Source organism: Roseburia sp. CLA-AA-H209 (assembly GCF_020687575.1).
GTDB lineage: Bacteria > Bacillota > Clostridia > Lachnospirales > Lachnospiraceae > Roseburia_C > Roseburia_C amylophila.
On record NZ_JAJEQU010000007.1, the window covers coordinates 163,915 to 179,720 of the forward strand.

General features: G+C 39.8%; 16 protein-coding genes and 1 tRNA gene. 8 read left to right on the forward strand and 9 right to left on the reverse strand.

Annotation, left to right across the window (positions count from 1 at the left end; all coding sequences use genetic code 11):
• The first annotated feature begins 189 nt into the window (after window positions 1-189).
• Both spo0A and glgA read left to right on the forward strand, forming a co-directional pair.
• A complete protein-coding gene (gene spo0A, locus LKD41_RS08770) occupies window positions 190-987 on the forward strand; it encodes a sporulation transcription factor Spo0A (protein WP_227700950.1) in 798 nt (265 codons plus the stop codon).
• Between the two features lie 458 nt (window positions 988-1,445).
• Window positions 1,446-2,885 (forward strand): glycogen synthase GlgA, encoded by a 1,440-nt coding sequence (gene glgA / locus LKD41_RS08775; protein WP_227700951.1) that lies wholly within the window; start codon window positions 1,446-1,448, stop codon window positions 2,883-2,885.
• Here the strand turns inward: glgA and LKD41_RS08780 are convergent.
• The 7 genes from LKD41_RS08780 to LKD41_RS08810 all read right to left on the reverse strand — a co-directional run bounded on the left by LKD41_RS08780 (window position 2,875) and on the right by LKD41_RS08810 (window position 8,451).
• Entirely contained in the window at window positions 2,875-3,792 is a 918-nt protein-coding gene (locus tag LKD41_RS08780) for a DUF5688 family protein (RefSeq protein WP_022243220.1), read from the reverse strand. The genes glgA and LKD41_RS08780 overlap by 11 nt on opposite strands.
• Before the next feature lie 161 nt (window positions 3,793-3,953).
• Window positions 3,954-5,003, reverse strand: coding sequence for an ABC transporter substrate-binding protein (locus LKD41_RS08785; RefSeq protein ID WP_227700952.1), 1,050 nt, complete (start codon window positions 5,001-5,003; stop codon window positions 3,954-3,956).
• A gap of 3 nt (window positions 5,004-5,006) precedes the next feature.
• Window positions 5,007-5,786 carry an ABC transporter permease gene (locus tag LKD41_RS08790; RefSeq protein WP_227700953.1) on the reverse strand — a complete coding sequence of 260 codons (780 nt, stop codon included), beginning with the start codon at window positions 5,784-5,786 and terminating at the stop codon, window positions 5,007-5,009.
• A complete protein-coding gene (locus LKD41_RS08795) occupies window positions 5,780-6,601 on the reverse strand; it encodes an ABC transporter permease (RefSeq protein WP_227700954.1) in 822 nt (273 codons plus the stop codon). Before LKD41_RS08795 ends, LKD41_RS08790 begins: the two co-directional genes overlap by 7 nt.
• Entirely contained in the window at window positions 6,594-7,667 is a 1,074-nt protein-coding gene (potA, locus tag LKD41_RS08800; protein ID WP_227700955.1) for a spermidine/putrescine ABC transporter ATP-binding protein, read from the reverse strand. The genes LKD41_RS08795 and potA overlap by 8 nt, the downstream gene beginning before the upstream one ends.
• A gap of 9 nt (window positions 7,668-7,676) precedes the next feature.
• Window positions 7,677-8,216: a helix-turn-helix domain-containing protein gene (locus LKD41_RS08805; RefSeq protein ID WP_022243215.1), complete on the reverse strand. Its 540-nt coding sequence runs from the start codon at window positions 8,214-8,216 to the stop codon at window positions 7,677-7,679.
• A gap of 162 nt (window positions 8,217-8,378) precedes the next feature.
• A tRNA-Thr gene (locus tag LKD41_RS08810) sits at window positions 8,379-8,451 on the reverse strand.
• 228 nt (window positions 8,452-8,679) lie between these two features.
• On the opposite strand from LKD41_RS08810, the gene LKD41_RS08815 reads away from it, so the two are divergent.
• Genes LKD41_RS08815 through LKD41_RS08825 form a run of 3 tightly spaced genes read left to right on the forward strand, consistent with a single transcriptional unit; the run spans window position 8,680 to window position 10,535 of the window.
• Entirely contained in the window at window positions 8,680-9,120 is a 441-nt protein-coding gene (locus LKD41_RS08815; RefSeq protein ID WP_022243214.1) for a hypothetical protein, read from the forward strand.
• A gap of 26 nt (window positions 9,121-9,146) precedes the next feature.
• Window positions 9,147-10,121 (forward strand): DHH family phosphoesterase, encoded by a 975-nt coding sequence (locus LKD41_RS08820; RefSeq protein WP_227700956.1) that lies wholly within the window; start codon window positions 9,147-9,149, stop codon window positions 10,119-10,121.
• A gap of 6 nt (window positions 10,122-10,127) precedes the next feature.
• Entirely contained in the window at window positions 10,128-10,535 is a 408-nt protein-coding gene (locus tag LKD41_RS08825) for a hypothetical protein (RefSeq protein WP_227700957.1), read from the forward strand.
• Between the two features lie 78 nt (window positions 10,536-10,613).
• Here the strand turns inward: LKD41_RS08825 and LKD41_RS08830 are convergent, their stop codons facing one another.
• Window positions 10,614-11,411 carry an ABC transporter permease gene (locus LKD41_RS08830; RefSeq protein WP_227700958.1) on the reverse strand — a complete coding sequence of 266 codons (798 nt, stop codon included), beginning with the start codon at window positions 11,409-11,411 and terminating at the stop codon, window positions 10,614-10,616.
• Window positions 11,404-12,171, reverse strand: a complete 768-nt coding sequence (locus tag LKD41_RS08835; RefSeq protein ID WP_227700959.1) for an ABC transporter ATP-binding protein — start codon at window positions 12,169-12,171, stop codon at window positions 11,404-11,406. The genes LKD41_RS08830 and LKD41_RS08835 overlap by 8 nt, the downstream gene beginning before the upstream one ends.
• 117 nt (window positions 12,172-12,288) lie before the next feature.
• Here LKD41_RS08835 and LKD41_RS08840 point away from each other — a divergent pair, with 117 nt between their 5' ends.
• The 3 genes from LKD41_RS08840 (at window position 12,289) to asd (ending at window position 15,752) form a co-directional block, all read left to right on the forward strand.
• Window positions 12,289-12,972, forward strand: a complete 684-nt coding sequence (locus tag LKD41_RS08840; RefSeq protein WP_227700960.1) for an epoxyqueuosine reductase QueH — start codon at window positions 12,289-12,291, stop codon at window positions 12,970-12,972.
• A gap of 109 nt (window positions 12,973-13,081) precedes the next feature.
• Window positions 13,082-14,494, forward strand: a complete 1,413-nt coding sequence (gene argH, locus LKD41_RS08845) for an argininosuccinate lyase (RefSeq protein ID WP_227700961.1) — start codon at window positions 13,082-13,084, stop codon at window positions 14,492-14,494.
• A gap of 172 nt (window positions 14,495-14,666) precedes the next feature.
• Window positions 14,667-15,752 carry an aspartate-semialdehyde dehydrogenase gene (gene asd / locus LKD41_RS08850; RefSeq protein ID WP_227700962.1) on the forward strand — a complete coding sequence of 362 codons (1,086 nt, stop codon included), beginning with the start codon at window positions 14,667-14,669 and terminating at the stop codon, window positions 15,750-15,752.
• Window positions 15,753-15,806 lie beyond the last annotated feature (54 nt).

Consider the following 15,806-nt stretch of genomic DNA (forward strand, 5'->3'; position numbering starts at 1 on the left):
CGACATAATTTATGTCAGGATATAATTATGATACAAAATGTATAAGGGGAAGAAGGCAGCCGTTGTCTTCCGGGCAATATTGATGTCGAAATAAGATGAACGCTTTAGCTTGAAACGACAGAAAAGTTGTGTTTAAATACAAGTAGTTTCATCTTTGTACAAAAGAGTGGAAACGGCAGGAGGTTTGAAATGGAAAAATTAAATGTAGCAATTGCAGATGATAACGAGAGAATGGTACAGCTTTTAGATGAAATCGTAGCCAGCGATAAGGATTTGCAGGTGGTTGGTACGGCGAAGAACGGGGTCGAAGCATATGAGATTATCAAACATAAACAGCCGGATGTTGTTTTATTGGATATAGTTATGCCAAAACTTGACGGACTTGCACTGTTAGAAAAAGTAAAAAAAGATAAATCCATAAGAAAATGTCCTAGTTTTATTATTATCAGTGCGGTAGGACAGGACCGGATTACAGAAGATGCATTTAATCTGGGGGCGGATTATTACATTATGAAGCCCTTCGATAATGATATGATTATCAATCGGATAAAAAGTACAAGAGTGCTCCGGGGAATGAATGCTGTGGAATCAAAAAAAGTCGGAGCATATGAGAAAAAGCCTTCGACAAAGCCGGAGGATCTGGAAAGTAAAGTGACAAATATTATACATGAAATAGGAGTTCCGGCACATATCAAAGGATATCAGTATTTGCGTGAAGCAATTATTATGTCGGTAAATGATATTGAAATGCTTAACTCCATTACAAAAATACTTTATCCGACAATCGCAAAAAAATATCAGACAACAGCCAGCCGCGTAGAACGTGCTATCCGCCACGCAATAGAGGTGGCATGGAGTCGTGGCAAAATGGACACGATTGATGAGCTGTTTGGGTATACGATAAACAATGGAAAAGGTAAACCGACGAATTCAGAATTTATAGCACTGATTGCAGACAGAATCCGCCTGGAATATAAAGCGTATTAAAAGAGTGGTTTCTACAAAATGGCAGCAAAATATAGTATCTGAATCAGACAGTTTAGGTATTTTCTGCTCCCCCATAACGTGGTATAATGAGCGTAAGCAATGAGCAGTGCAGCCGACAGAAATACGCGATACTGTGCTTGCACAAAGTATCGCGTATTTCTGTCGGCTGATAGGGCGAATGCCCGTACATCGAGAAAACCAGGGGTTTTCGAGATGCACTGCGAAAGAAAGCACAGCGGATTTGCGAGTGTGAGCGTAAATAGGGCGAATGCCCGTACATCGAGAAAACCAAGGGTTTTCGAAGATGCACTGCGAAAGAAAGCACAGCGGATTTGCGAGTGTGAGCGTAAATAGGGCGAATGCCCGTACATCGAGAAAGCCGTAGGCTTTCGAAGATGCACTGCGAAAGAAAGCGCAGCGTATTTGTAAAAAGGGTATCAGATTTGGGGGTAACAGAAATGAAGCGGGTATTATTTGTTACATCAGAGGCAGTTCCATTTATCAAAACAGGCGGCCTTGCAGACGTTGCAGGTTCACTGCCAAAATATTTTTCAAAAAACGAATATGAAGTCAGTGTCATGCTGCCGAAGTATATGTGTATCCGTGAGGATATGCGTAAGAAAATGCATCATATATTGCATTTTTATGTAGATTTGGGCTGGCGAAAACAATATGTAGGAATACTGGAGGCAAAGGAAGATGGAATCCAGTATTATTTTATTGATAATGAATTCTATTTTGCGGGAGAAAGACCATATAATAATATTTACGAAGATGTAGAAAAATTTGCATTTTTCTCAAAGGCAGTATTAGAAGCATTGCCGCATATGAATTACCAGCCGGATATTATTCATTGCCATGACTGGCAGACGGGACTGGTTCCGGTATATCTGGAGAATATCTATAAGAAAAATGTATTTTACCAGAATATGAAAACGGTATTTACGATACACAATCTACAGTTCCAGGGGCGCTGGAATCTAAAGGCAGTAAAAGATATTACCGGATTGCCGGATGCTCTTTTTACACCGGACAAATTAGAGTCGTATGGAGAGGGAAATTATCTGAAGGGTGGTATTGTATATGCAGATGCTGTAACAACGGTAAGTCCTACATATGCTTATGAGATAACAACTCCGGATGGTGGCGAAGGCTTGGATGGTCTCATTCGCAGTAACAGCTATAAATTAAGCGGTATTATTAATGGAATCGATTATAATGAATATAATCCGAAAGCGGATCCAAAGATTGCTTATTTATATGATGCCAATGATTTAGAAGAGGGTAAGCGGAAAAACAAGCAGGCACTTTTAAAGGATATGAATCTTCCGTATTCGGATGATGTGATGTTAGTTGGAATTGTTTCAAGAATGACAGAGCAGAAGGGATTTGCACTGGTAGATTATATGATGGATGAACTGCTTTCTTCCGGTAAATTTGAGATTGTTGCCTTAGGAACCGGAGAGGAACGTTATGAGAATATGTTCCGTTATTATGAGAGCAGGTATCCGGACAGACTGAAGGCAAATATTATGTATTACGAAGAAGCAGCACATAGAATTTATGCAGCATCAGATGCTTTTTTGATGCCATCTTTATTTGAACCCTGTGGTCTGAGCCAGTTGATGAGTCTTCGTTATGGAACAGTACCGGTGGTTCGCGAGACCGGTGGCTTAAAGGATACCGTAGAGCCATATAATGAGTATCAGCATACCGGAACAGGTTTTACTTTTTCCAATTATAATGCTCATGAAATGCGTGACAGTCTTTTTTATGCATATCAGGTATTCCATGAGAACCGGACCGGGTGGCTGGATATCGCAAGACGTGGCATGGAGCAGAATTTCTCCTGGTCCAGTTCTGCAAAGGAATATGAAAAATTATATGCTAGATTGTAGTCCTTTCTTCTGACATAGAAGTAAGAAGCTTTTCGGAACGGGAATAGAAATAAGCGTGATCGGATAAGATTTCTTCTTCCTCAACCTGAGTGGAATTTACTTCATGAATCATAGCATTTAAATCCTGTATACAGGTTCCGGGCAGAACAGGAAGAATCAGAAATTCATGAATACTGCTTGGAATCAGATAGAAGTCACATGTGAGCTTATCTGCAATGGAATCTAAAAGATTTGGATAGAGAATGCAGGAAGCACCATAGAGTCTGGCTTTATTGGTTAATACATAAAGCGGTGTTTCGGATTCTTCTTCCATGCTATCTGCAGGAAAGGGCATTGGCATAAGCTTATTGAGTAATGGCATTAATGGTTCAAAATCAGCAGGAAGCTGTGCCGGCGTATTCTCTAAGGCATAAGAATATAACGCATCTGCGGAGACGTTCCAGTAGGAAAGATGAGTGGAACGAATCAGAATAGTGGCGTTTCCCTGACTTGAGCTAGATAAAAGACAATAGAAAACAACTGCAAAATCAAGATAACGAAAATGAGGGATTTCTTTGAGGAGTTCCTCATTTTTCTGATAATGAATCAGTTTAAAGAGGATGCGGTGCCGTACATTTTCAAAATTAGTAAAGAATGCTACATCGACAGAGCTGCTGGGACGGTAAGCCCGGTAAATTTCCCGGATATGTAAAATAATGTTATGTATGCTTTTTCCTGCCTGATATTCTTTGTAATAATCATTGAGATAAATAGTGGGAGAAATGTTGCAGCCCTTTTGCAGAATAGTGAGTCCATCCAAAGTAACGCCATTATTTTTTTGGATTTTATGCAGCTGAATCGTAACATCTGTATCAAACAGAGAATGAATTTGTAACTGGATTTCAGTAAGAAATTGTTGATATGTCATAAAGACCTCCTGGTTAGAAATGGTAAAAATGAATAAATAGAAAAGAAAGTCCATGGATTATTCCAATGGACTTTCAATATATCATCTTGTGTCTTGAATAACAAGAAAGGTAATATGAAATTTTTCTAAAAAATTTCTAATCTTTTAGAGACCAGAATATTTTAGTAAGATTTTAATTTCTTCCATAGATAGTCATAAGTTTCTGTAGCCGGGACATCAAGACTGTTAAAAATTTCACAGTTTTCTAAAGTTTCCTGATCAGAAAAAATAGTAGTACTTTCCTGAACCTCTTCATCCAGTTCGTCATAAACAGCGGTGTTTGGTGTAGCATACCAGACATAGTCAAAGTTTTCCATACCGATATCTTCACGACAGAGATAATTTAAAAACTGTTCTGCAGCATCCTTATGCTGGCAGGTTTTAGGAATGAACCAGGAGTCCATCCACATATTAGAACCTTCTTTCGGAACCACATAATCAAGATCATCATTATAATCCTGTGCATAGGCAGCCTCTCCGGAATAAATAAGAGCCATGGCAGCATTTCCGGCAATCATTTCATCGGCAGAAGAATCTACCAGATAGGAGTAGACTAAATCTTTCTGGTCACAAAGCATGGAAAGTGCTTCGTTTAATTCATCTTCATCCGTAGTATTGATGGAATAGTCCAAAAGCCGGAGTGCAGGAACGAAGGTATCGCGGACGGAATTTTCCATGATAATCTGTCCCTTATATTTCGGATCCCAGAGAACATTCCAGCTGTCCATATCAGCTTCATCTACCATGGTTTTATTGTAGAGAATACCCAGTGTGCCGAAGAAATAAGGTAGTGTGTATTTCGTTTCCGGGTCAAAGGCCTTGGAAAATTCCACATAGGTCGGGTCGATGTTTTCGTAAAGTGGAATATTATCATAATCCATTTCCAGAACTTCGCCTTCATGAATCAGCTTTTGAATCATATAGTCGGAGGTACAGATTAAATCGTATTTGATGGAACCCGCCTTATATTTGGTATACATTTCCTCCGGACTTTCATATTCTTCGTATTTGATGGTAATACCGGTTTCTTTTTCAAATTGCTGGATAACATCCGGCTCTATATATTTTCCATAATTTAAAATAACAAGTGCATTTTCATCCTCTTTCTGTCCACAGCCGGAAAGAGTAAGGAGACCAGCAATAAGCATAAATGAAAATAAGAATTTCTTCATTTCTTAAGACCTTCCTTTCGCATCCTTGACACTGCGGTAATTCATAATCAGAAGAAGCACCAGAGCAAGGAAGAATAAAATCGTAGACAGTGCATACATTTCCGGAATAATACCTTTACGCAGCTGGGTATAAATCATGGTAGACAATGTGTTGACACCGGCACCTTTGGTAAAGTAGGTGATGGAAAAATCGTCTAAGGACATTGTCACAGCCATCAGAAAACCGGAGAATACACCAGGCTTGATATCCGGCCATACAATTTTGAAAAATGCATAAAGTGGTGTTGCGCCTAAGTCTCTGGCAGCCTCATAGGTATGGGAGGAGGTGTTGGAAAGCTTAGGCAGTACATTTAAAATGACATATGGAATGTCAAAGGTAATATGTGCAATCAATACGGTTGATGTTCCAAGCGCTGTAAAGCGGACAAAAAGCAGCATCAGGGAAATACCGGTTACAATATCTGCATTCAGAAGTGGAATGTTAGTTGCACCAAGCATAATCTGACGGTTCCTTTTCCGCATGGCACTGATTCCGATTGCAGCCATGGTTCCGATTATTGTAGCAATCACAGAAGATGCAACGGTAATCAGAATCGTGGTATAAAAGGCATTCATAATAGTCGGGTCAGAAACAAGATTGCGATACCATTCTGTCGTAAATCCGCCCCATTTTACACGGGAGAGGGAGTTGTTGAAGGAAAGTACAATCAGAACTCCAATCGGAAGATACAGAAACAGGAAAATAATTGCAAGATAAATTCTTGATAAACTTTTCTTTACCATACTGCATGCCCTCCTGATTCACCGGCACGATTCATAAATGCCATACTGATTAATACAAAAAGCATAAGTACAATGGAAAGTCCGGAACCTAAATTCCAGTAGGAACCCTGCATGAAGGACTGCTCAATAACATTTCCAATGAGAAGTACTTTACCTCCGCCTAAAAGGTCTGAAATAACAAAGGAGGTAAGTGCCGGTACGAATACCATAATAATTCCACTGATAATTCCAGGCACAGTAAGCGGCAGAATGATACGGAAGAAGGTGATAAAACTGTTGGCACCTAAATCCCTTGCCGCATCTATTGTTTCCTTGCGGATACGTACTATGGAATTGTAAATCGGCATAATCATAAATGGAAGAAAATCATAAATCATGCCAAATACAACGGCTCCCTGGGTATTTAACATATGAAGCTTCGGGATGCCAAAAATGGAAAGGAATCCATTGATAATTCCATTATTGGAAAGTAACATCTGCCATGCTAAAATACGCAGCATGAAGTTCATCCACATTGGCAGGACGAAGATAAATACCACAAAGCTCTGATGCTTGATATGAAGACTGTTTAATATCATGGCAAGCGGGTAGGAGAGCAGGAGACAGACAACCGTACATAAGATACCAAGCTTCAAGGAAAGCAGGAGTGCTTTTATATGTACCGGGTCTGCAATTGCAGCAATATTTGCCCAGGTAAAACCACCGTCACTGTTGGTGAATGCGTAATATAATATCATCAGAATCGGAAGTACAGTAAATCCAATAATCCAGACCAGATAAGGTCCGGCTAAAAGTCTTTTTCTGGCATTATGCATCGAGTTCCACCGCCTTTTCGTCACTGGATTCCGGTTTATGCATAATCTGGATATTGAAAGGGATTACCTTCATTCCTACATGGCTTCCGGTTTCAAAATATTTGGTGGTATGAACAAGCCATTCATAGCCGCCAGCCATAATTTCGATTTCATAGTGGACACCCTTGAAGATAACAGAAGTAATATCACCATCCATAAAACCGGTGCCGGCTTCTACAATCTCAATATCTTCCGGGCGGATGACTACGTCTACCGGTTTATTATTACCAAAACCGGTGTCGACACATTCGTGCTTGATGCCTAAGAAGCTGACTAATTTATCCTCAATCATGACACCGTCAATGATATTGCTGTCTCCGATAAAGTCGGCAACGAATGCATTTTCCGGCTCATTATAAATATCTTCCGGAGTACCAATCTGCTGGATATAGCCCTGATTCATGACAGCAATGGTGTCTGACATGGTAAGGGCTTCTTCCTGGTCGTGGGTAACATAGATAAAAGTAATGCCAAGTTCATTTTTCAGACGAATCAGTTCGTACTGCATGTCCTGACGCATTTTTAAATCCAGTGCGCCCAAAGGCTCGTCTAAAAGGAGCACCTTTGGTTCATTTACAATGGCACGGGCAATGGCAATACGCTGCTGCTGGCCACCGCTTAAGGAATCAATGCTGCGGTTTTCATAACCGTCTAAGTTTACAAGCTTTAAGGCATATTTGATTTTATCCTGAATATAAGCCTTGCTTTTTTTACTGATTTTTAAACCAAAAGCAATATTATCTGCAATGCTCATATGGGTAAAAAGTGCGTATTTCTGGAATACGGTATTTAATTTACGCTCATTTGGCGGAAGAGAAGTAATATCTTTTCCATCAAAAATAATACGTCCGGTGTCCGGTGTCTCAAAACCACCGATAAGACGCAGGGTAGTAGTCTTTCCACAGCCGGAAGGTCCCAGCAGTGTTAAGAATTCGTTTTCCTTTACATAAAGATTTAAGTCATCCAAAATCATATTTCCGTCATAAGTTTTGGTAATATTTTCTAATTGTATTAATTTCTTGCCCATCATAACCTCCTAAAAACTTGGCGGGTTTGTAACCCAGATAAGAACGGCATCTTTCCTGCCGGTATTTTCGATATGGTGCTTTTTATTGGACTTAAGATAAAAAGACTCCCCCTGTCTTGCAGTATAAGTACGGGTACCATATATGATTTTAATGGAGCCCTTAAGTACATAGCCGAATTCTTCTCCCTCATGTGGAAGATAGATGTCTGATGTGCCGCCGGGCTTCAGCGTCAGCCGTACCGGTTCCATCATATCTTTCTGGGCACCGGGAACCATCCATTCGATTAAGCTCCTGTGTTCCGCATCTTCTTTTTCAAAATAATCTTCATTTTTAAAGACAAGCTGTGCAGGTTCATCATCTGCAAAAAATTCTGCCGGCGTAGTGCCGAGACACTGGATAATATCTAAAAGTGTACCCACGGAAGGAGATGTAAGATTACGCTCTAACTGGGAGATAAATCCTTTGGATAATTCCAGACGGTCAGCCAGTTCCTGCTGGGTGAGACCGTAGAGAATCCGCAGCTCCTTGATTTTATTTCCAATATCCATTTTGTACTTCCTTTCCATGAAAAGTGATTTTACATAGTTTTTACAAAATGAAGCTAATAATGTATTTGAAGTTTAATAATAATAAACTCACTAAGGAGTATTATGAGAAATTGAAAGAGAAATGTCAATACTATTTTTAGATTATTTTTAGACAACAAAAAAAGCTCCCGAGGGGACTCGAACCCCTGACCTACGCATTACGAATGCGCCGCTCTACCAACTGAGCCACGGAAGCAGAATAATCTGGTTATATGCGAAATAAAATATTTTTCTCAGACAACCCTTTATTTATTAAAATCATACTATAATATTATATATAGAAAAAAATAAATTTGCAATGTTTTTTTGAAAAAAGTTGTTCTTTCAATGGTTACTTGGTATAATGGGCGTAGATGTGTAAGAACCGGAGAAAGATGAACCGGCTTATGAAAAGGGAAATCATTACAAGGAGGAAGTTTTTTTCATGGAAGTGAAGGAATTTGTTTCAGGGGGAAAGAAAACTGAGGACAGTAAGAAGAATATGAAGAAGAAAATCAACAGCGCAAAGAAAAATTATGCAAAGAAGAACAGTCAGTTTACGATTGCAGAATTAAAGGAAAACAGCGCGCTGATTATGTTATGTGTATTTGTGGTTTTTGCCGTATTGGAAATTGTTCTGGGTATACTGGTATGGAAGATGCCGGTAGTGAGCGTATGTATTGTAGTGTTGATTGAAGCGGGACTTGCTGCATGTCTGCATAACCTTCCTGTCTGGCTGCATGGAATTGTTGCAGCAGCAGAGATTGTCGTTGGAATAATTTCCGGTAAAGTGATATTTATGCTGATTGGAATTTTATGCTATGGGGCAGCTTTGTTTGCCTTAAAATTCCAGAAGGAAAATAATCCGCTTTCTATATTAAAATAAGAAGAAATCATACCAGGAGATAAAACATGGATCCCTTACAATTAGTAGAGTTATTAAGAGGACACAGAACTTATATTCAGACACATAATTTTCCAGATCCGGATGCGATTGCCAGTGCCTTTGGCTTACAGCATTTTTTAAATTACCATGGGATTAAAGCAGATATCTGTTATGATGGCAAGATTGAACGCCTGAGTACAAGAAAGATGTTTGATACATTTCATATTGATATTTTGTCTAAAGAAGATTTGGATGATATGAAGAAAGAGGACTATATTGTTACCGTAGACTCCCAGAAATATAATACGAATCTGACCGATTTTATCGGGGATGAGGTGGCATGTATTGACCATCATCCGACAGTAATTGCCTGTGAATATGCTTATAAAGATGTGCGCCGTGTAGGAGCCTGTGCCACAATGATTGCAGAGTATTTTTATCTTACCAATACACCAATGAGCCGGGATGTGGCGGCAGCACTGGCATATGGCATCAAGATGGATACGGATGACTTTGTTCGTGGTACAACAAAGCTTGATGTGGATATGTTTGCATACATCTATCCAATGGCAGATGTGGAAGAGTTAAAATCCATGTATGTAAATGTAATGGAGTTTTCTGATTTAAAGGCATATGGTGCAGCAATCGATAATATCCACATTTATGATGATGTGGGATTTGCATCGATTCCGTTTGATTGTCCGGATGCGCTGATTGCAATTATTTCAGACTTTATTTTATCTCTTGATGTAGTTAATATTTCCGTGATTTATGCAATCCGTTCTGATGGCATTAAGTTTTCTGTCCGGAGTGCATTCAATCATGTAGATGCCGGAAGAGTTGTAGCAAAGGCATTAGCAGATTATGGAAACGGTGGCGGACATCCGGCAATGGCTGGCGGCTTCATTCCAAAGAAGAATATGGAAAAGTTGGAACCGGACCGGGATTATAAATTAGAAATGCTGTTCTTAGAGCAGATCAAGACAGAAGAAGGAAGGTAAGATACCATGGCAGAAAATCAGGTGAAGATAACCTATCATATTTATCTTGAGGCAGAGGATGTATCCCAGTCGAGAATTTTATCCAGTACCTCTTATGTAAAGAACTTATTTAAAAATTGCGGCAATCATTATTTTCAGGGTGTAGACTTTGATGATGAAAGTGATTTGGATGATTTTACCCTGCGTCTCTTTGTGGAGCAGGAAATCTTAGAAGAAGAGTGCAGCGTAGAGGCAGATGCAAAAGACTTTCCGGCAGATATGGCAGAATTCTTGGATAATATAGCCCAGGCACATTCTTTCCTTGATATGGAAGGTGATTTTATCGTGGAATATCAGGGCGAGAAAGTAAGTTTTAAGTTTGCTTCTGAAGCAGGAGCAGATTACTGTGACTTTGAAGAAATCGAAGAAGCATAAAAATTCATAAGCAATTTCCTGTAAAGTAAGAAAGAGAAAGGCAGTATGAAGAGCAGGTGCAATTCATACCGCCTTTCTTTAGTTCCTCTTTAAGCAGAGCTTCTCAAAACTTCCAATCAGCTGATAGAGCAGCATGGCAATGAGACAGAGAATCAGAATCGATAAGATGACCCAGTCTAATTTAAAAACCTGGCTGCCATAAATAATAAGATAGCCTAAGCCTTTTTTTGCTGCAATAAATTCACCGATGATAACACCAACCAGACAAAGACCGATGTTGACTTTCATAATAGAAAGCAGGGTGGGAATACAGCCCGGCAGCATAATTTTAAACATGACATCATTACGGGTGCCGCCTAATGTCTTTATCAGAAGAATCTTTTCTTTATCCATATCACAAAAAGCAGTGTAAAGACTCAGAATAGAGCCAAAGATAGCTACGGACATACCGGTGATGATAATGGTCTTGTAATTGCCTCCCAGCCATACAATCAGCAGCGGAGCCAGCGCAGATTTTGGCAGGGAATTTAAAACCACAAGATAAGGCTCTAAGGTTTCGGATAAGGTTTTGGAAAACCAGAGGATTGCAGCAATCAGTAATGTTAAAATAATAACAAAGAAAAAGCTGCTTAAGGTTTCAAACAGGGTGATTCCAATGTGATAAAGGAGCTTCTGACCGGTAATCATCTGGTAGAAGCAGATGATAAGTCTGGTGGGACTGCTGAAAATAAAGGGGTCGATTTTTCCATATCTGGCACAAAGCTCCCATTGTAATAAAAAGACAACAAGAATCAGAACGCGAAAGATTTTTATTTTAAGCTGATGCCTGCGGCATTGCCGTAAGTACATAAGCTGTGCAGAGGATGGGTTATTCATTTTGATTAAATTCCTTCCATATTAAGTTAAAATAGGATTTAAAATGGCTGTCATTCCGTTTTTCTAAAGGCGTAAGACCAGGATCAAAAGATATGGGTATAATGGAGCGGATTGTGCCCGGCCGGTGGCTTAAGACAATAACACGGTCTCCCATGGAAATTGCTTCGGATAAATCATGGGTTACAAGAATGGCGGTTTTATGTTCCTGCCGCAGAATGGTACCGATGTCATTGCTGACATTAAGGCGGGTCTGATAATCTAATGCCGAGAAGGGTTCATCTAAGAGAAGCAGCTCCGGGCGAAGTACCAGGGTCCGAATCAGGGCAGCCCGCTGCCGCATGCCGCCGGAAAGCTCAGAAGGACGTTTTGCAGCAAAATCGGCAAGTCCATAAGTTTCTAACAGCCGGCTGGCATAAGCAAGATTTTCTGGTGTCATTTTGTGCTGGATTTCCAGCCCTAATTGGACATTGGATGCGATGGTACGCCACTCTAAGAGATGGTCTTTCTGGAGCATGTATCCCATATTTAAAATATCCTTTGACTGCAGGGGGTGACCCATGAAGGAAATGCTGCCGCCGGATGGGACAAGAAGACCACAGATAAGGGATAAAAGTGTTGATTTGCCACATCCACTGGGACCTACAATAGCAACAAATTCTCCATTGGATAAAGTAAAACTGATATTGGACAGAGCCTTGGTTTCGCCGTCTTTTGTATGATAAATATAATCTATATTGGACAATTCAAGGATGGAGCACATGGTATTCACCTGATAGAAGTTTATAGGATAATATATGTGAAAAAATGAGATTGGTCACCCGGATTGACAGAAGAAAAGGATAGATTATAATAGGAACAGAATCGACAGAAATTTTGAATGGGAAAGGTAAATACGATGAAAGAAAATTACCAGAAAATATTAGATGAAATGATTGCCGGATTAGAAGAAAAAGGAGAAGTTCCGAAACTTTTGCTTCATAGCTGCTGTGCACCATGCAGTTCTTATGTATTAGAGTATCTTTCCAACTATTTTTATATTACGGTGCTGTATTATAATCCCAATATTTATCCGGAGGATGAATATTATCACAGAGCAGCGGAGCAGAAACGCTTTATTAAAGAATTTCCAACGAAATATCCTGTCACCTATGTGGAAGGAAACTTTGAACCGGAGCGTTTTTATGAAACAGTAAAAGGTTATGAAAATATCCGGGAGGGTGGCGAACGGTGTTTCCGCTGCTATGAATTAAGACTGCGGGAAGCGGCAGAGTATGCGAAAAAATTAAATTGTGATTATTTTACGACAACGCTGTCTATCAGTCCCATGAAGAATGCTGTAAAGTTAAATGAGATTGGCGGAAGGCTGGCTGAAGAATATGGCATTCCCTATTTATATTCGGATTTTAAGAAACGGGATGGCTATAAGCGTTCTACCGTAATTTCGGCAGAGTATGGCATGTACCGGCAGGATTATTGTGGCTGTGTATTTTCGAAGCGGGAGCGGGAAGAACAGAAAAGAGAACGTGCGGCGCAGGAAAGTGAGCAGACAGTACAGGAGTGATTTCTTCTGGTTGTCATTTTATGAAAAATAAGGTATACTTTCAGAAGTTAGTTATGGATTTTAGTTTAGAATAAGTACGGACATCCGTATGGAAAGAGAGGATAAAAGAGTGGCACAGTTATGGGGCGGACGATTTACCAAAGAGACAGACAAGCTCGTTTACAATTTTAATGCGTCTATATCATTTGATCAGAAATTATATAAACAGGATATGGAAGGCAGCATTGCACATGTGAAAATGCTTGGAAAACAGGGCATTTTAACAGAGAAAGAAATGCAGGATATTGTAGACTGTTTAAAAGAAATCTTAAAAGAAGTAGAAGAAGGAAAGCTTATTATTTCCGATGAATACGAAGACATTCACAGCTTTGTAGAGGCAAAGCTCATTGACCGTCTGGGAGATACCGGTAAGAAATTACATACCGGACGAAGCAGAAATGATCAGGTTGCACTGGACATGCGTCTTTATACCAGACAGGAAGTATTGCATACTGACAAGCTGGTAAAAGAACTTCTTGAGACCATTCTTAAGATTATGGAAGAAAATACCGAGACGATTATGCCGGGATTTACCCATCTTCAGAAAGCACAGCCGATTACACTGGCACATCATATGGGAGCTTATTTTGAGATGTTCCGCCGTGACAGACTCCGCCTGCAGGATATTTTTCAGAGAATGAATTACTGTCCGTTAGGTTCCGGTGCCCTGGCAGGAACTACTTATCCATTAGACCGTGAATATACCGCAGAATTACTTGGTTTCTATGGACCAACCTTAAACAGTATGGATGGCGTATCAGACCGTGACTACTTAATCGAATTTTTATCTGCATTATCAACGATTATGATGCATTTAAGCCGTTTCTCAGAAGAAGTTATCATCTGGAATTCCAATGAATATCAGTTTGTAGAGATTGACGATGCATACAGCACCGGAAGCAGCATTATGCCACAGAAGAAAAATCCGGATATTGCAGAATTGGTACGTGGAAAGACCGGAAGAGTGTATGGTGCACTGATGTCATTGCTTACTACAATGAAGGGAATTCCCCTTGCGTATAATAAAGATATGCAGGAAGACAAGGAGCTTTCCTTTGATGCCATGGATACTGCAAAAGGCTGTCTGGCACTCTTTAACGGTATGCTCGCAACTATGAAATTCAATAAAGAAAAAATGCATGACAGTGCCAACAAGGGATTTACCAATGCGACAGATGCAGCCGATTATCTGGTAAATCATGGCGTTCCTTTCCGTGATGCCCACGGTATTGTAGGAAGAATCGTGCTTTATTGTCTGGATAAGAAGATTGCCATTGATGATATGTCATTGGATGAGTTAAAGGCAATCTGTCCGGTATTTGAAGAAGATATCTATGAAGCAATTTCCATGGAAACCTGTGTTAATAAACGTCTGACTGTTGGTGCGCCTGGTAAAGACGCAATGGAAAAAGTCATTGCATTGCATAAGGAATATCTGTCAAAGGACTGGCAGGATGAGTTGAATCTGCCGGAAGAGGCGTAGAAAATAAGTAGCTTATTTTAAAAAATTGGTACATATGTATAAGAAAAATGCAATTCACTTAGTAATTTTTGATAAATTGTGAATTGCATTTTTTGTATAAATAGGATAGTATATTTATCAGAAAGACAACTGTTCGCGATAGACGAACATAAAAACGTGAGGAGAAAAAGAAATGAGCAGCAAATTAAAAGTTGGTATTTTAGGTGGAACAGGAATGGTAGGTCAGAGATTTATCTCTCTTCTGGAGAATCATCCATGGTTTGAGGTAACTACAATTGCAGCAAGCCCAAGAAGTGCAGGAAAGACCTATGCAGAAGCAGTTGGAGATCGTTGGAAAATGGATACTCCAATGCCGGAAGCCGTTAAAAATATTGTAGTAAAGAATGTAAATGAAGTAGAAAATGTTGCAGCAGAAGTTGATTTCGTATTCAGTGCCGTAGATATGACCAAAGATGAAATCAAAGCAATTGAAGAAGCATATGCTAAAACAGAGACTCCTGTTGTTTCTAACAACAGTGCACACAGATGGACACCGGATGTTCCTATGGTAGTACCTGAAATCAATCCGGAACATATGAAAGTAATCGAATTCCAGCGCAAGAGACTGGGAACCAAGAGAGGATTCGTTGCAGTAAAACCAAACTGCTCCATCCAGAGTTATGCTCCTGTTCTTACAGCATGGAAAGAATTTGAACCATATGAAGTAGTAGCAACCACCTATCAGGCAATTTCCGGTGCCGGAAAAACCTTTAAGGACTGGCCGGAAATGGTTGGAAATATTATCCCATACATTGGTGGTGAAGAAGAAAAATCCGAAAAAGAGCCGCTTCGTATCTGGGGTGAAATCAAAGATGGTGTTATCGTACCTGCTGCATCACCGGTTATTACCTGCCAGTGTATCCGTGTTCCGGTATTAAACGGACATACAGCAGCTGTATTTGTTAAGTTCAAAAAGAACCCTACAAAAGAGCAGTTAATCGAAAAATTAGTAAACTTCAAGGGAGTACCACAGGAATTAAATCTTCCAAGTGCACCAAAGCAGTTTATCCAGTACTTAGAAGAAGACAACAGACCACAGGTTTCTATGGATGTTAACTATGAAAACGGTATGGGAATCAGTGTTGGACGTCTTCGTGAGGACACCGTATATGATTGGAAATTCGTAGGATTATCCCACAATACCGTACGTGGTGCGGCTGGTGGAGCTGTTCTTTGTGCAGAACTTTTAAAAGCACAGGGTTACATTACTGCAAAATAAGCAGCAAAATATGTAACAAAATGAAGACAGAAAAGAATGTGCCAAGGCACATTC

Excerpts from the sequence above, each read along its gene's own strand:
- spo0A (WP_227700950.1), top strand. The coding sequence starts at position 190 with ATGGAAAAATTAAATGTAGCAATTGCAGATGATAACGAGAGAATGGTA.
- glgA (WP_227700951.1), top strand. The coding sequence starts at position 1,446 with ATGAAGCGGGTATTATTTGTTACATCAGAGGCAGTTCCATTTATCAAA.
- LKD41_RS08780 (WP_022243220.1), bottom strand. The coding sequence starts at position 3,792 with ATGACATATCAACAATTTCTTACTGAAATCCAGTTACAAATTCATTCT.
- LKD41_RS08785 (WP_227700952.1), bottom strand. The coding sequence starts at position 5,003 with ATGAAGAAATTCTTATTTTCATTTATGCTTATTGCTGGTCTCCTTACT.
- LKD41_RS08790 (WP_227700953.1), bottom strand. The coding sequence starts at position 5,786 with ATGGTAAAGAAAAGTTTATCAAGAATTTATCTTGCAATTATTTTCCTG.
- LKD41_RS08795 (WP_227700954.1), bottom strand. The coding sequence starts at position 6,601 with ATGCATAATGCCAGAAAAAGACTTTTAGCCGGACCTTATCTGGTCTGG.
- potA (WP_227700955.1), bottom strand. The coding sequence starts at position 7,667 with ATGGGCAAGAAATTAATACAATTAGAAAATATTACCAAAACTTATGAC.
- LKD41_RS08805 (WP_022243215.1), bottom strand. The coding sequence starts at position 8,216 with ATGGATATTGGAAATAAAATCAAGGAGCTGCGGATTCTCTACGGTCTC.
- LKD41_RS08815 (WP_022243214.1), top strand. The coding sequence starts at position 8,680 with ATGGAAGTGAAGGAATTTGTTTCAGGGGGAAAGAAAACTGAGGACAGT.
- LKD41_RS08820 (WP_227700956.1), top strand. The coding sequence starts at position 9,147 with ATGGATCCCTTACAATTAGTAGAGTTATTAAGAGGACACAGAACTTAT.
- LKD41_RS08825 (WP_227700957.1), top strand. The coding sequence starts at position 10,128 with ATGGCAGAAAATCAGGTGAAGATAACCTATCATATTTATCTTGAGGCA.
- LKD41_RS08830 (WP_227700958.1), bottom strand. The coding sequence starts at position 11,411 with ATGAATAACCCATCCTCTGCACAGCTTATGTACTTACGGCAATGCCGC.
- LKD41_RS08835 (WP_227700959.1), bottom strand. The coding sequence starts at position 12,171 with ATGTGCTCCATCCTTGAATTGTCCAATATAGATTATATTTATCATACA.
- LKD41_RS08840 (WP_227700960.1), top strand. The coding sequence starts at position 12,289 with ATGGGAAAGGTAAATACGATGAAAGAAAATTACCAGAAAATATTAGAT.
- asd (WP_227700962.1), top strand. The coding sequence starts at position 14,667 with ATGAGCAGCAAATTAAAAGTTGGTATTTTAGGTGGAACAGGAATGGTA.